Annotated in this window: 16 protein-coding genes; 10 read left to right on the forward strand and 6 right to left on the reverse strand. The window is 56.6% G+C overall.

What is annotated here, in order from left to right; all coding sequences use genetic code 11:
* Nucleotides 1–84: 84 nt before the first annotated feature.
* Complete coding sequence (locus tag F0155_RS15870) at nucleotides 85–849, reverse strand: HpcH/HpaI aldolase family protein (protein WP_150525525.1); 765 nt, start codon at nucleotides 847–849, stop codon at nucleotides 85–87.
* 124 nt (nucleotides 850–973) lie between these two features.
* Nucleotides 974–1,297, reverse strand: coding sequence for a DUF1476 domain-containing protein (locus F0155_RS15875; protein WP_150525526.1), 324 nt, complete (start codon nucleotides 1,295–1,297; stop codon nucleotides 974–976).
* A 323-nt stretch (nucleotides 1,298–1,620) separates the two neighbouring features.
* Between F0155_RS15875 and purC the strand changes: the two genes are divergently transcribed.
* From purC to F0155_RS15900, 5 genes are all read left to right on the forward strand, one after another.
* Nucleotides 1,621–2,385 carry a phosphoribosylaminoimidazolesuccinocarboxamide synthase gene (gene purC, locus F0155_RS15880; RefSeq protein WP_150525527.1) on the forward strand — a complete coding sequence of 255 codons (765 nt, stop codon included), beginning with the start codon at nucleotides 1,621–1,623 and terminating at the stop codon, nucleotides 2,383–2,385.
* A 147-nt stretch (nucleotides 2,386–2,532) separates the two neighbouring features.
* Nucleotides 2,533–2,772 carry a phosphoribosylformylglycinamidine synthase subunit PurS gene (gene purS, locus F0155_RS15885; RefSeq protein ID WP_192913825.1) on the forward strand — a complete coding sequence of 80 codons (240 nt, stop codon included), beginning with the start codon at nucleotides 2,533–2,535 and terminating at the stop codon, nucleotides 2,770–2,772.
* 9 nt (nucleotides 2,773–2,781) lie between these two features.
* Complete coding sequence (locus tag F0155_RS23940; RefSeq protein ID WP_150525528.1) at nucleotides 2,782–2,889, forward strand: phosphoribosylformylglycinamidine synthase-associated small membrane protein; 108 nt, start codon at nucleotides 2,782–2,784, stop codon at nucleotides 2,887–2,889.
* A 23-nt stretch (nucleotides 2,890–2,912) separates the two neighbouring features.
* On the forward strand, nucleotides 2,913–3,578 hold the full coding sequence (gene purQ, locus F0155_RS15895; RefSeq protein WP_150525529.1) for a phosphoribosylformylglycinamidine synthase subunit PurQ: 666 nt from the start codon (nucleotides 2,913–2,915) through the stop codon (nucleotides 3,576–3,578).
* Nucleotides 3,579–3,598: 20 nt separating this feature from the next.
* Nucleotides 3,599–3,844, forward strand: coding sequence for a DUF2164 domain-containing protein (locus F0155_RS15900; protein WP_150525530.1), 246 nt, complete (start codon nucleotides 3,599–3,601; stop codon nucleotides 3,842–3,844).
* Here F0155_RS15900 and F0155_RS15905 read toward each other — a convergent pair.
* Nucleotides 3,804–4,691, reverse strand: coding sequence for a helix-turn-helix transcriptional regulator (locus F0155_RS15905; RefSeq protein WP_150525531.1), 888 nt, complete (start codon nucleotides 4,689–4,691; stop codon nucleotides 3,804–3,806). The genes F0155_RS15900 and F0155_RS15905 overlap by 41 nt on opposite strands.
* A 338-nt stretch (nucleotides 4,692–5,029) precedes the next feature.
* Here F0155_RS15905 and purL point away from each other — a divergent pair, with 338 nt between their 5' ends.
* The 4 genes from purL to F0155_RS15925 all read left to right on the forward strand — a co-directional run bounded on the left by purL (nucleotide 5,030) and on the right by F0155_RS15925 (nucleotide 8,438).
* Complete coding sequence (gene purL / locus F0155_RS15910) at nucleotides 5,030–7,231, forward strand: phosphoribosylformylglycinamidine synthase subunit PurL (protein WP_150525532.1); 2,202 nt, start codon at nucleotides 5,030–5,032, stop codon at nucleotides 7,229–7,231.
* 37 nt (nucleotides 7,232–7,268) lie between these two features.
* The gene (locus F0155_RS15915) at nucleotides 7,269–7,502 is read left to right on the forward strand and encodes a BolA family protein (RefSeq protein ID WP_150525533.1); all 234 of its coding nucleotides are present in this window, start codon (nucleotides 7,269–7,271) and stop codon (nucleotides 7,500–7,502) included.
* Between the two features lie 97 nt (nucleotides 7,503–7,599).
* Nucleotides 7,600–7,932 carry a Grx4 family monothiol glutaredoxin gene (gene grxD / locus F0155_RS15920; RefSeq protein WP_150525534.1) on the forward strand — a complete coding sequence of 111 codons (333 nt, stop codon included), beginning with the start codon at nucleotides 7,600–7,602 and terminating at the stop codon, nucleotides 7,930–7,932.
* 230 nt (nucleotides 7,933–8,162) lie between these two features.
* On the forward strand, nucleotides 8,163–8,438 hold the full coding sequence (locus F0155_RS15925) for an antitermination protein (RefSeq protein ID WP_150525535.1): 276 nt from the start codon (nucleotides 8,163–8,165) through the stop codon (nucleotides 8,436–8,438).
* 9 nt (nucleotides 8,439–8,447) lie between these two features.
* Here the strand turns inward: F0155_RS15925 and F0155_RS15930 are convergent, their stop codons facing one another.
* The gene (locus tag F0155_RS15930) at nucleotides 8,448–10,004 is read right to left on the reverse strand and encodes a DUF427 domain-containing protein (protein ID WP_150525536.1); all 1,557 of its coding nucleotides are present in this window, start codon (nucleotides 10,002–10,004) and stop codon (nucleotides 8,448–8,450) included.
* Nucleotides 10,005–10,063: 59 nt separating this feature from the next.
* Nucleotides 10,064–11,002, reverse strand: coding sequence for a tRNA 2-thiocytidine(32) synthetase TtcA (gene ttcA / locus F0155_RS15935; protein ID WP_150525537.1), 939 nt, complete (start codon nucleotides 11,000–11,002; stop codon nucleotides 10,064–10,066).
* A gap of 238 nt (nucleotides 11,003–11,240) precedes the next feature.
* Here ttcA and F0155_RS15940 point away from each other — a divergent pair, with 238 nt between their 5' ends.
* Nucleotides 11,241–12,344, forward strand: a complete 1,104-nt coding sequence (locus tag F0155_RS15940; protein ID WP_150525538.1) for a hypothetical protein — start codon at nucleotides 11,241–11,243, stop codon at nucleotides 12,342–12,344.
* 88 nt (nucleotides 12,345–12,432) lie between these two features.
* Here the strand turns inward: F0155_RS15940 and rpsD are convergent, their stop codons facing one another.
* Nucleotides 12,433–13,050 (reverse strand): 30S ribosomal protein S4, encoded by a 618-nt coding sequence (gene rpsD / locus F0155_RS15945; RefSeq protein WP_150525539.1) that lies wholly within the window; start codon nucleotides 13,048–13,050, stop codon nucleotides 12,433–12,435.
* Nucleotides 13,051–13,156: the final 106 nt, after the last annotated feature.

Genomic DNA, 13,156 nt, shown 5'->3' on the forward strand with positions numbered 1-13,156 from the left:
CCGGCGCCCGCGGCTGCTCAAACCGTCCAAAATCAAACCGCAGGACTGAGATTGCGCAAACGCAAGGCGTTGTTCAGCAGCCTGTTAGACCTCACTGCGCATGGCAGCAGCCGCTTCACTCAGCATAGCAGTATCAACACCGTGCGCTGCCAGCTGATAGCCCATGGCTCGCGTCTCAACGACCATGTCCGCAGACACGCAGAAGACCCCGGCGATTTTGCCGGCAGCCCGTGTACGGGCAGCGATGTGGGCTGCAGCGTCCATGGTCGCCTTGCCGGTAGGGTCGATGCCCGCCCCCTTTGCAACCGTCAGGGACAAGTCCGCAGGCCCGACAAACACACCATCAAGACCGGGCACGGACAGAATGTCGTCCAGTGCAGCCAGCGCTTCGGGCGTTTCAATCATCGCAAGCGAAAGCGTATCCCGATCCCCGAGCGCCGGATATTGCCCGACATCATGGCCCGAGATCGTTGCTCCGCGATGCGGTCCCCAACTGCGTTTTCCGACAGGCGGATACTTCATGAAGTCAGCGAAGGCCTGCGCATCGGCCTTGCTGTTGATCATCGGCGCAATGATGGCCTCCGCTCCCAGATCGAGCAGTCGGCTTGCCGAAGCAAAGTCGCCCACCGGGATGCGTGCAATCCTGTGGCTGCCCACAAGGGCAAGAGAGACGACCGTGTTTCGAATGCTGGCGATGTCGTGCATGCCGTGCTGCATGTCGAGGGTCACGGCCTCATAGCCATTTCGGCCCAGAAGTTCGGAGACAATCGGATACGGCAGAAGCGACCAGGCTGTTACGACATGTTCCCCGTCGCGCATTTTGGCTGCAAGCGATCTGTGATCGGACATTCCAGGTTCCTCCAAACTCTCGTGAGCTGGATGAAAGCCGGAACCGGGCGAACCAACAAGGTCATTTTGAACAAAAAAAGCCCCCGCCGATGGCGAGGGCTCAAAAACCTGAACCTTCGGTCGATCAGCCCTGATTCTGGATCTGATCGACAGCCGTGTGCATCAGTTCGTCCATGGTGCGACGGATCTGATGGTCGGACAGCTCGACGCCAGCGGCATCAAGGTCGCCGCGAATCTTGCGGAACACGTCCTCGTCACCCGGCTCTTCGAAGTCGGAGCGGACAACTTCCTTTGCATAGTCTTCTGCGTCCGTGCCGGACTTGCCCAGAAGATCGGCAGCCCAAAGGCCCAAAAGCTTGTTGCGTCGTGCGGTCGCCTTGAACCGCAGCTCCTCGTCATGCGCGAACTTGCTCTCAAAACCTTCTTCGCGCTTGTCGAACGTGCTCATCTCGGTATCTCCCGAATGTCTGGAATGCTTCTATGCTTTCCATATAGGAACGATTTGGCCACCTGCATATCGGCTGGAGGTGCGCAAATCAACGCAGGAAGAAGCCTTACATGCAAAAGGATGAGGGTTATTTCATTCATTTTCAGCGACCGATTGTACTTTTCCCCTGCTTCGGGTAAGTTCCGCGCCGCTGATACGGGGCCCAAACCCAGAGTTTCCCCCAGCTTGCGCGAGTGACGCCGCGCAACAAGGGGAGGACAAACGACAGGTTAGGAAAGAACCCCCGTTATATGGATTTCCTCAAACATACACGGTACGTACCCATGAATCGCCGTCGGCGCATATATGAAGGCAAGGCCAAGATCCTTTACGAAGGCCCGGAACCGGGCACGCTGATTCAGCATTTCAAGGACGATGCCACCGCCTTTAACAACAAGAAGCACGAGATTGTTGACGGCAAGGGCGTCCTCAACAACCGGATTTCCGAGTATATCTTTAATCATCTGAATGCGATCGGGATTCCGACGCACTTCATTCGCCGCATGAACATGCGCGAACAGCTGATCCGCGAAGTGGAAATCATTCCGCTCGAGATCGTTGTCCGCAACGTGGCTGCCGGTTCCATCGCCAAGCGCCTCGGTCTGGAAGAAGGCACGCAACTGCCGCGCTCCATCATCGAGTTCTACTACAAGGCCGATGAGCTTGACGACCCGATGGTCGCCGAAGAGCACATCACCGCCTTTGGCTGGGCCTCTCCGCAGGAACTCGACGACATGATGGCACTCGCCATCCGCGTCAACGACTTCCTCTCCGGTCTGTTCCTCGGCGTCGGCATCCGCCTCGTCGACTTCAAGATCGAATGCGGCCGCCTTTATGAAGGCGACATGATGCGCATCGTCGTTGCCGACGAGATTTCCCCTGACAGCTGCCGTCTGTGGGACATCAAGACCAACGAGAAGATGGACAAGGACCGCTTCCGCCGCGACATGGGAGGCATGCTTGAAGCCTACCAGGAAGTTGCAAAGCGCCTTGGCATCCTGATCGAAAACGACCGCCCGGCCGTCAACGGCCCGACGCTCGTTCAGTAAGCCTCTGCCGATCCTGAAAGGCCGACAGACAATTCCCGGCTTTTCTTGAGATCAGGTCTTTTGTTGATGGGGCTCCTCGTGTATGGGGAGCCCCATTCCTGTTTGTCCGGCCTAACCGCCGCTTTGAAAGCCTTGGAGAACCGCATCATGAAGGCACGCGTGATCGTCACCTTGAAAAACGGAGTGCTCGATCCTCAGGGAAAAGCCATTGAAGGCGCTCTTGGCGGCCTCGGCTTTGACGGCGTTGGCTCTGTCCGTCAGGGGAAGGTTTTCGATGTGGAACTGACTGGCGCAGATGCAGCCGCAGCCAAGGCCAATCTGGAGCAGATGTGCGAGAAGCTTCTCGCCAACACCGTGATCGAGAACTACGCCATCGAGATCGTGTAAGGGCCAACCATGGATGAAGACAGCGCCCGCGCCGTAAAATTCATGGCGATCAAGGCCGCGATCTTCATCCTTGTTCCGGCGTTCTGCGCCGCCCTCGCCGTCTTCTTCCTTCTCTGACCACAGCATCGGAACTTTCGCTCATGAAAACCGCTGTTATCATTTTCCCGGGTTCCAATCGCGACCGCGACATGTTCGCCGCTCTGGAACTGATCACCGGCTCGCGTCCCCAGTCCATCTGGCATGGCGAAGCCACGCTTCCTGATGTCGATCTGGTGGTTGTTCCCGGCGGCTTCTCCTACGGCGACTACCTGCGCTCCGGCGCCATTGCCGCCCGCTCACCGATCCTCAAGGACCTCGTCTCCAAGGCGGAAAAAGGTGTCACGGTTCTGGGCGTGTGCAACGGCTTCCAGATCCTCACCGAAGCAGGCCTCCTGCCCGGCGCGTTGATGCGCAACGCAGGCCTCAACTTTGTCTGCAAGGAAGTGCTTCTGGAGACGGTGACGGACGCCACCCGCTTTTCCGGCAAGTTCCAGAAGGGCCAGGTGTGGCGCTGCCCGGTTGCCCACCACGACGGCAACTATTTTGCGGATGCAGAGACACTGAAGTCCATCGAGGACAACGGTCAGGTCGTGTTCCGGTATGCAGATGGCACGAATCCGAACGGATCACTGAACAACATTGCCGGCGTGATGAACGCCAAGGGCAACGTGCTTGGCATGATGCCGCATCCGGAAAACCTTGTTGAGCCCCTGCATGGCGGTCTCGACGGACGCCTCATCTTCGAAAGCATTCTGGCGGCTGCCTGAAGCGAAACAGGAACTTCGAAATGAAGCCGGAAACCCTCTCTCGTGAAGAACGTGGATTTCTGGCTTCAGAACTCCGCTCCTATCTGGAGCGGGAATGTGATGTCGAGATCGGCAACATGGATGCCGAACGCGCCATCGACTTTCTCGGCGAGCACTTAGGCGCGGTTTACTACAACCGCGGTCTGCGCGACGCAGAAGCCGTCCTCTCTCGCAAGCTTGATGATATCAGTGATGAACTGCGCGCGATGGAAAAGCCGGTTCGCTAACATCCTGATCGGTTATGCCGATCTGCCGCCCCGGAGCCTCCATCGGACTGCGGGCATATTTGGGCGCATGTCCAAACCGCCGACTGTAAGCCCTTGAAAAGGCCGCCGTGCTGGAAAACCCGCTGATTTTCGCAACGTCCTTGATCGAAACACCGCTTGCGAGTTCCGACTTGGCAATATCAAGGCGCCAATTGGAAATATAGGCACCGGGCGTCACGCCGATAATTTCCTTGAACGTCACGGCAAACTGCGTTCGAGACATTCCGGCAACGTCTGCCAGCTCCTCCAGGCTCCATTGTTTCGTCGGAGCATCGTGGATTGAAACCAGGGCAACCGACAGGCGCGGATGCGCCAGCCCGGCCAGCAGCCCCACACTTGTGCCACGCTGCGATACCACGTGCCTCAGAAGCCGAATTACAAAGACCTCAGTCAGGCGTAGCAGGACCGCCTGCCCCCCACAGCGAGGATCACGCACCTCCTCCACAATAGGCGAAATGATGGCCTCAAGCGCCGGCACATCGTGCAGAGAGACGTGAATGGTCTTGGGCAATGCTGCGACAAGATGCTCCCCTGCCCCCGAAATTGAAATCAGCGCAGCAGCCACGATCTCACCGGAAATCGACTTGCTGCATTTGCCGCTGAGAGCGGACAGCGTGTCAACATGCGGACAAAAGATAAGCTCAATACGCTTGTCTGCGGTTTCAAAGACAAAGAAGTTCGCAGGCTCGACGTAAACCTTGTTCGGCATGACCACAGTCGCCTGAACGCGAAACCGCGAAATAAGGCAGGACAAGCGATCTAGCTGGCCATCGAACTTATTTGGCAGCAAGGTTGGATTGCTCTGCATCAAAAATCGCCCTCAATAAATTACCCAGCGTAATTACACTGTAAAATCACCGAATGGAACCAATAGTAACAATGTATTTACTATTTCAGTTAACGCCCGCGCTAGGCAAAACTTTCAAAAAAATATATTCATTAATGACAACCTTTACCAATGGAAGCCTTACAGTCAATCATCGCAGAAACAGCTTAATAAATACATAGTGCGGTCCAGGCCCGGCTTTTCACCTGCATTAATCCCGATTTCTTTGATATCCGAGTCTCCCCTTCCTTCACACAATCTGCTACACGGCGGCATTCCCGCCTGCGAGCCAGGCCGACCGACAAGTTAAGCGGACCGACATGATCCCGAACACCATCCAGATCACGCCCGAACTCATCGAATCCCATGGCCTCAAGCCGGACGAATATGCACGGATTCTCGACCTGATCGGCCGCGAGCCGACCTTCACCGAGCTCGGCATCTTTTCGGCCATGTGGAACGAGCATTGTTCCTACAAATCCTCCAAGAAGTGGCTGAAGACCCTTCCGACCGAAGGTCCGCGCGTTCTTCAGGGCCCCGGAGAAAACGCAGGCGTCGTGGATATCGGAGATGGCGAGGCGGTTGTCTTCAAGATGGAGAGCCACAACCACCCGTCCTATATCGAGCCCTATCAGGGAGCAGCGACCGGTGTTGGCGGCATTCTGCGTGACGTCTTCACCATGGGCGCTCGTCCGGTTGCGGCAATGAACGCCCTTCGCTTCGGCGAGCCGGATCATCCACGTACACGCCATCTTGTTTCCGGTGTTGTTGCCGGTGTCGGCGGCTACGGCAACTCCTTCGGTGTTCCCACTGTCGGCGGCGAAGTCGAGTTCCATGCCCGCTACAACGGCAACTGCCTTGTGAACGCCTTTGCAGCCGGTCTTGCCAAGTCCGACAGCATCTTCCTTTCCAAGGCCGAGGGCGTTGGCCTGCCGGTCGTCTATCTGGGTGCCAAAACGGGCCGTGACGGTGTCGGCGGTGCGACCATGGCATCTGCCGAGTTTGACGAGACCATCGAAGAAAAACGCCCGACCGTTCAGGTCGGCGATCCTTTCACCGAAAAATGCCTTCTGGAAGCCTGCCTTGAGCTGATGGAAACCGGCGCGGTTATCGCCATTCAGGACATGGGCGCTGCTGGCCTGACCTGCTCCGCCGTCGAAATGGGCGCAAAGGGCGACCTCGGCATCGAGCTCGACCTCGACAGCGTGCCGGTTCGCGAAGAACACATGACCGCCTATGAAATGATGCTCTCGGAAAGCCAGGAGCGCATGCTCATGGTTCTCCGTCCCGAGCTCGAAGGCGAAGCCAAGGCGATCTTCAAGAAGTGGGGTCTGGACTTTGCCATTGTCGGGGTAACCACTGACACGCTCCGCTTTGTGGTGAAGCATCAGGGCGAGGTTGTTGCCGATCTCCCGATCAAGGAACTGGGTGACGAAGCTCCCGAGTATGACCGTCCGTGGGTCGAATCGGAAAAGCGCCCCGTACTGAAGGCTGCCGATATTGCCGAACCCGCTGATTATGCAGAAGCTCTGAGAACCCTCGTGGGCAATGCCAACGGATCGTCCCGTCGCTGGGTTTATGAGCAGTATGACACCCTTATTCAGGGCAACTCGGCAGCAACTCCGGGCGGCGATTCCGGCGTCATCCGTGTGAATGGTGGCCGCAAGGGCCTTGCCTTCACCGTCGATGTGACACCGCGCTACTGTGAGGCAGATCCGTTTGAAGGTGGCAAGCAGGCCGTGGCAGAAGTCTGGCGCAACCTGACTGCCGTTGGCTCCGAGCCGCTGGCTGCAACCGACAACCTGAACTTCGGCAACCCGGAAAAGCCGGAAATCATGGGCCAGTTCGTTGGCTGCATCAAAGGTATTGGCGAAGCCTGCCGCGAACTGTCCTTCCCGATCGTCTCTGGCAACGTATCGCTTTACAACGAGACCCACGGTCAGGCCATCCTGCCGACCCCGGCAATTGGCGGCGTCGGCCTGCTTCCGGACGTCAATGTGCGCGCCAAGGCCGCGTTTGAAGGCGAAGGCGATGCCATTCTCGTGATTGGCGGCAAGGGAACCCATCTGGGCGCCTCACAATATCTGGCTGACGTTCTCGGCCGCGAGGAAGGCGCTCCCCCGCCGGTCGATCTTTCCCTTGAAAAGCGCAACGGCCAGCTCATCCGCCAGTTCATTGGTGCAGGCCGCCTGACCGCCGTTCATGACATTTCCTCTGGCGGTCTCGGGGTTGCCCTTGCCGAAATGGCCATGTCCAGCGGTATCGGCGCAACCGTAAAGGTGAAAGGTCCGGCGCACGCAGCTCTCTTTGGTGAAGATCAGGGCCGCTACGTTGTGACTGTTCCGCAAGACCGTGTCGACGCGATCATCGAAGACACGCTGGACGCCGGTGTGGACGTCGATAATATCGGAACCACTGGCGGCAAGGATTTGACTGTTGAGGGCATCCTCACCATATCAGTTGAAACTTTGCGCGAAGCGCATGAAAATTGGTTCCCGAACTACATGACCGCCAAGCGCTAGGTCGCAGGAATAAACCCGAGGGAAGGACGCACCCAACATGCCAATGGCAGCCAATGATATTGAAGAGCTCATCAAGGCAGCCCTGCCGGACGCGAAAGTGGAAATCCGGGACCTTGCCGGTGACGGTGACCACTATGCTGCAAATGTTGTGTCCGAGGCCTTTCGCGGCAAGAGCCGTGTCCAGCAGCACCAGCTTGTCTATGAAGCCCTGAAGGGCAACATGGGCGGCGAGCTGCATGCCCTTGCCTTGCAGACGAAGGCGCCGGACTAATCCCAGACAAGGAGGGACTTTGCCGCAACCGGCCACGTCCCTCACCTCTTCCATTCTCCGACCGGGCCAGCCCCCGGCTGAACAAGGACGAACCGATATGAGCATCCAGGACTGGATCAAGAACGAAGTATCGACCAATGATGTCGTGCTGTTCATGAAGGGCACGCCGAATTTCCCGCAGTGCGGATTCTCCGGTCAGGTCGTTCAGATTCTCGACTACCTTGGCGCCCCCTACAAGGGCATCAACGTACTTGAAGACGATGAACTGCGTCAGGGCATCAAGGAATTCACCAACTGGCCGACCATCCCGCAGCTCTACGTCAAGGGCGAGTTTGTCGGCGGTTGCGACATCATCCGCGAAATGTTCCAGAACCAGGAACTGCAGCAGACCCTGAATGACAAGGGCATTGAAACCAAGCAAAGCGCCTGAGTTTCACCAGGGGAAATTCTCCCCTGAATTGGAATTTTCAAGAAGGCAGCCGACATATGGCTGCCTTTTTCTTTGAAGTCTCGGAAAATTCTGACGAATCATCTATTCTGAACGCAGGATGAATGCCCGTTTCAGGGTGAGTACAGTTGCGTACGGTCATTCTCCACCCAGACTAGGGGCCAGACCGGTCTTTTCAGATCACTGGTTCACTTGCCAGGGGGTTAGGGGAAATGAAGCTCATCACGGTATCAGCACTGACGGTTGCAGCCGCACTCACCGGCTTTGCCTTTGCAATGACGGTTGAAAAGCCGACCGGCGAACTGCGCCGGGTCGACTGCACCAAGATCACCATTTTTGCGCCGCATGACGGCAAGTCCGCAGAAGACCTTTGCAAGGGCTATGGCGGCGTTGCCACCAAAAATGCAGAGCCGACGGACGAAGGTCTTGTCATCCTCGTCCGCAACCAGCCGGCCGGCGGCTTCGACGGCCCGGCCTCTGTCCGCTGATCATACGGCTCAGTCAACCGCACAAAGGGCAAAGGCCCCTATGGGCCGCGATACGTTGCGCAGTTCAAGTTCGCCAAGCGGTATCGGCTTGAGAGACGGGTCGTTGCAGACGCCCTCTGCCACCACGATGGACTGACCGACCGTCTTGCCATAGTCGCTGAGCCGAGCCGCCAGATTGGCCGCTCCGCCAATGACAGTGAAATCCAGTCGCTCCCTTGACCCCACATTGCCGTAGGTCACATCGCCGAAGGCAACGCCGATGCCGCACTCCACCGGTGGCTGCGCATCACTTTTCGGCTCCGCCAGCTGCCGGACAATCTCCAGAGATGCCTGAACAGCCTGACGGCACGCTTCGCCCTGTCCCGCCGTGACGGGAAAGATGGCCATCACCGCATCGCCGATGAACTTCAAAACTTCACCGGAATGGGCATTGACCACCTCCGTCGTCACCTCAAAGAAGTGATTGAGCAATTCCAGATAGGCCTCTCGCCCCAGCTCGCTTTCAAGCCGGGTCGATGACCTGAGATCACAAAACAGGATGGCCGCATCGATGACGTCGCCGTCGCCCCGCCGGATTTCTCCGCCCAGAACACGGGCCCCGGTGCGCGCCCCCAGATAGGTCTCCAGCAGGCCTTCCGCATTGCTCTTCAACGCAAAGACCTCGTAAAGCCGACTGAGGATTGGAGCGCACTCGAAAATCAGGCCGAGATTGGCCGTTGTGAAGCCTTTCGGGTGATCGCTTGCAATGGTCAGAATGTTGATCTGGCCGCCGGAAAACGGCATGGGCATGGCCACATAATCGGTCGCCCCCTGCTCCCGCAAATCGCCCATGATGGAAAAGCGGAACTCTTCCGGGTTCACATCCAGCTTCTGCCGCACGCCGCCAAGGCCTTGCGAGACATAATGAAACGGGCTGGTCTTGTAGGCTTCGCTGGTGCTGATGCCTTCGTGAGAAGCCTCAAACGCCTCAACCTTGTCGCCGTCGCGGGTCCACACATAGCGCCGTCCGGCGATCTGCGGATGAAGCGACCAGATGAGAACGCTCAGCCGGAATACGGCAACCCCGTTCCTGACCAGCGTGCGCCCGAGTTCTGCGGTCAGCGCTTCCGCAGAGCCGATAGCAGGCGCTTCGCGCAGCATCCAGTCGACAATGGGACCTGAAATATTGTGGCCCGGTGAGACTTTCAGTTCGGTAAGGCCGGTGTCGATGACATCGGCCACACCGGGCATGAAGGCAATGTAACCGGCAAGCGCCGCGCTCTCCGGCAGAGGGTGCTTGTATTGCCAGACAGCCCGCCCGAAACGCGCGCCCTCAACCTCGATATCGAAATAGGACGCAGTTCCCTTGAACGGGCAAAATGTCTGAAAATCGGGATCGGGGGTCAGAGGAACCATCAGGTCCTCAAGGGGAAAATAGATGACCGGTTCGCGCCGCGTCTCATACATGACCTGCGCACGGTTGGTGCGGGCAAGTAGGACCTCTCCCCTGCGCGCTTCCACCCACCCGGACGCTGGCTCGACCAGGATCTGATAATCGTTTGATACGGCTTCTACTGTCTGCAACATGACCTAGAGATAGCTAGGTCATAGCAATTTTTCCAGTCCAACGCTTTCATAGGCCAACCCTATTCGGCGGCAAACAGCTTTTGCGTCATGGCGAGGCTCGCCCCACAAGGTTCTTCCGCCTCTCCGCCACTCGTTGCCGCATTTCCCGGACGAACGCCAACAAAATCAAACAGCGAGCGGTCGAGCAAATGAGAGGGACGCGTATTGCCCAGAGCCCTTGCCATGATGGAAAGGCGTCCGGGGTTTTGCTTTTCCCAGCCCTGCAGCATCCGTTTCACTTCCTCGCGCTGCAGACCGTCCTGCGAGCCGCAGAGGTTGCACGGGATGATCGGGAAATCCATGCCATTCGCAAATTTCGCGATATCCCCTTCCGCCGAATAGGCCAGCGGGCGCAGGACCAGCAGATCGCCCTCGTCATTCACCAGTTTCGGCGGCATGGAGGCCAATCGCCCGCCATAAAAGAGGTTCATGAAGAAGGTTTCCAGAATGTCTTCCCGGTGGTGACCAAGAACCACAGCCTCGCAGCCATTTTCCCGCGCAACACGATAGAGAATGCCGCGGCGCAGGCGTGAGCAGAGCGAACAATAGGTCCGGTGGGCCGGGATCTTGTCGGTGACGATGGAATAGGTGTCTTCGCGGATGATCAGGTGCTCGATGCCGTTGTCTTCAAAGAACTTCGGCAGCACATCGGTCGGGAACCCCGGTTGGGCCTGATCGAGGTTGCAGGCCAGCAAATCAACCGGCAGCAGGCCCCGCCACTTGAGCTCCAGCAGGACGGCCAGAAGCGTATAGCTGTCCTTGCCACCGGAGAGACACACCAGCCACTTCACCGGCGTTTCGCGCGCACTTTCGGGGAGCATTCCAAAGTCATCGATGGCCTGACGCGTCTGGCGCAGCAACCGCTTGCGCAGCTTCTTGAATTCGACAGACGATGGCGCATTGCGCAGCAACACCGGCACATCTCCTGCCGCATCCCCGAGACTGGAAAGATCACTCATGTCACCGCACCCAAGCCCACCGCCCCTGCTCCAGAGGCCCTTCGTGTGTGCGCCGGTTTATCGGATTGCAGAAAGGGGGGCAAGGTTTTGGGAACGCTCGCCCGAACATCGGGATAGTCATAATGCTCATCCCGCAGCACTTCACTATAATATGGAAAATCAAAGCGACATCGTTAAACTCTAAAAACACCCTTGAGTAGACCTCAAAAAACAATCTTGCACATCGGAGAAATCTATTGTGAAACACCTATTCTTGATTGCTGCTTTCTTTTTGTTGACCTTCGCCACACATGCCTCCTCGACGGAGGAAAAATTCAGGACGGCTATTCAAGCATGGTTGTCGGACGATGATGAAACCAGCTTGAATATTCTATCTGCGCTAGCCAAAGAAGGTGACACCAATGCTAGGCTAATGTTGGGGCGAATAACTGACCGGCCAGGCGCTTTTTCACCCTATATGCTTTCTTTGTCGAGAAAGGAGCGCAATACACTGCTTAAAGCCCCGGGAGGTCTGTCGGGTACCTCTTGGCTATCTGTAATCGAAAAGGATAGTCAAATCGCCGCAGCCCACCTGAAGGCTAAAAACATACAAAACGGAGTTCCGGGCATTCGTGAATTACTCGAACTCGGTGAAGTCGGACCAGCCACGGGATATATGTTCAGACAACTCCATCAGGGAAACCAGAGTGACTTAGTAGGTCTCGCAAGCATCGAAACATCGTCTGATGGTGCAAAATTTGTTCTATGGATAGCTGCACTGAACAACCTCCTAGTTGGAAAACCCATCTCTTCTGAAACGATGGCTACGCTGGAAAACTTCGCACATGAGTTAGACAAATATGATCTACGTGCACTTGTCGTTCTTGGCCACTATTATTCAATGCTTTCCCCATCTGATAAGCTAAAATTTGCAGGCGCCTACACAATGGGCAAAGAACTCATAGGCAGACTGAATTTTGGTCTCATTAACGAGTCTGAAAAAAGCATCTCACGAACAGCTGCATCAGTCGCTTTGATGCACTCGAACCACACAAAGGGAATTGTTCAACTCTGCAAACAAGAGTGCGAGAGTTCCACCGAAGCCTGTGTAAAGACGATCTTCGGCGCTGTTGGAGGCATACATGGCCTTTTGGAACTGCAAACGCCAGTCGAGGTAATTATACCGAGCGAACAGTATTTCGAGAGCAAACGCTATCAAGTAGACCTAATGAGGGTTGCTTATATCGTATTCGAAGAAAAAGGCTGGAAGACACCTCCCGGAACTCTAGACCGAAATCTAGAGGGCAAAGTGGATCAGTGCATCGCGGACAAAGTGCTTTCATCCTCAGCAGAAATAAAATGAAGATAAGGCAAAATTAATCACTTCAAAACACAAAAAACCCCGCTGTTTCCAGCGGGGTTTTTCGAGAACTGTATTCGGCGCCTGGAAATTAGCGCGAATAGAACTCGACCACCAGGTTCGGTTCCATCTGTACCGGATACGGTACGTCAGAGAAGCTCGGAACGCGGCTGTAGCTTGCGGTCATCTTGCCGTGATCAACATCGAGGTAATCCGGAACATCACGCTCTGCGGACTGGATTGCTTCCAGAACGATCACGAGCTGCTTGGACTTTTCGCGAACTTCAACCACATCGCCCGGACGAACACGGTAGGACGCGATGTTGACGCGCTTGCCGTTGACCTTGACGTGACCGTGGTTGATGAACTGGCGAGCAGCAAAGACGGTCGGTACGAACTTCGCACGGTAGACGATGGCGTCCAGGCGACGCTCGAGAAGACCGATCAGGTTTTCAGACGTATCACCCTTCATACGGGAGGCTTCGTCATAGACCTTGCGGAACTGCTTTTCGGAGATGTTGCCGTAATAGCCCTTCAGCTTCTGCTTGGCGCGGAGCTGAACACCGAAGTCGGACAGCTTGCCCTTGCGGCGCTGACCGTGCTGGCCGGGGCCATATTCACGCTTGTTTGCCGGGCTCTTCGGACGACCCCAGATGTTTTCGCCCATCCGGCGGTCGATTTTGTACTTAACGCTATGGCGCTTTGACATCGCGGTTTCCTTAGGTTAACGCGTTGTTTTTCTTCAAGGAAACGCGCCCTCCTTCCCCCTTCGCAGCAACGGATTGCCTTGATGGGTCGACAGAGCTCCAGCTAGA

This window comes from Roseibium sediminis (genome assembly GCF_008711325.1).
Taxonomy (GTDB): domain Bacteria; phylum Pseudomonadota; class Alphaproteobacteria; order Rhizobiales; family Stappiaceae; genus Roseibium; species Roseibium sediminis.

Coding starts and splice junctions, on each gene's coding strand:
- F0155_RS15905 (WP_150525531.1), bottom strand. CDS start 4,691: ATGCAGAGCAATCCAACCTTGCTGCCAAATAAGTTCGATGGCCAGCTA.
- F0155_RS15875 (WP_150525526.1), bottom strand. CDS start 1,297: ATGAGCACGTTCGACAAGCGCGAAGAAGGTTTTGAGAGCAAGTTCGCG.
- purL (WP_150525532.1), top strand. CDS start 5,030: ATGATCCCGAACACCATCCAGATCACGCCCGAACTCATCGAATCCCAT.
- purS (WP_192913825.1), top strand. CDS start 2,533: ATGAAGGCACGCGTGATCGTCACCTTGAAAAACGGAGTGCTCGATCCT.
- purC (WP_150525527.1), top strand. CDS start 1,621: ATGAATCGCCGTCGGCGCATATATGAAGGCAAGGCCAAGATCCTTTAC.
- F0155_RS15870 (WP_150525525.1), bottom strand. CDS start 849: ATGTCCGATCACAGATCGCTTGCAGCCAAAATGCGCGACGGGGAACAT.
- ttcA (WP_150525537.1), bottom strand. CDS start 11,002: ATGAGTGATCTTTCCAGTCTCGGGGATGCGGCAGGAGATGTGCCGGTG.
- F0155_RS15915 (WP_150525533.1), top strand. CDS start 7,269: ATGCCAATGGCAGCCAATGATATTGAAGAGCTCATCAAGGCAGCCCTG.
- F0155_RS15930 (WP_150525536.1), bottom strand. CDS start 10,004: ATGTTGCAGACAGTAGAAGCCGTATCAAACGATTATCAGATCCTGGTC.
- grxD (WP_150525534.1), top strand. CDS start 7,600: ATGAGCATCCAGGACTGGATCAAGAACGAAGTATCGACCAATGATGTC.
- F0155_RS15900 (WP_150525530.1), top strand. CDS start 3,599: ATGAAGCCGGAAACCCTCTCTCGTGAAGAACGTGGATTTCTGGCTTCA.
- F0155_RS23940 (WP_150525528.1), top strand. CDS start 2,782: ATGGATGAAGACAGCGCCCGCGCCGTAAAATTCATGGCGATCAAGGCC.
- purQ (WP_150525529.1), top strand. CDS start 2,913: ATGAAAACCGCTGTTATCATTTTCCCGGGTTCCAATCGCGACCGCGAC.
- F0155_RS15925 (WP_150525535.1), top strand. CDS start 8,163: ATGAAGCTCATCACGGTATCAGCACTGACGGTTGCAGCCGCACTCACC.
- rpsD (WP_150525539.1), bottom strand. CDS start 13,050: ATGTCAAAGCGCCATAGCGTTAAGTACAAAATCGACCGCCGGATGGGC.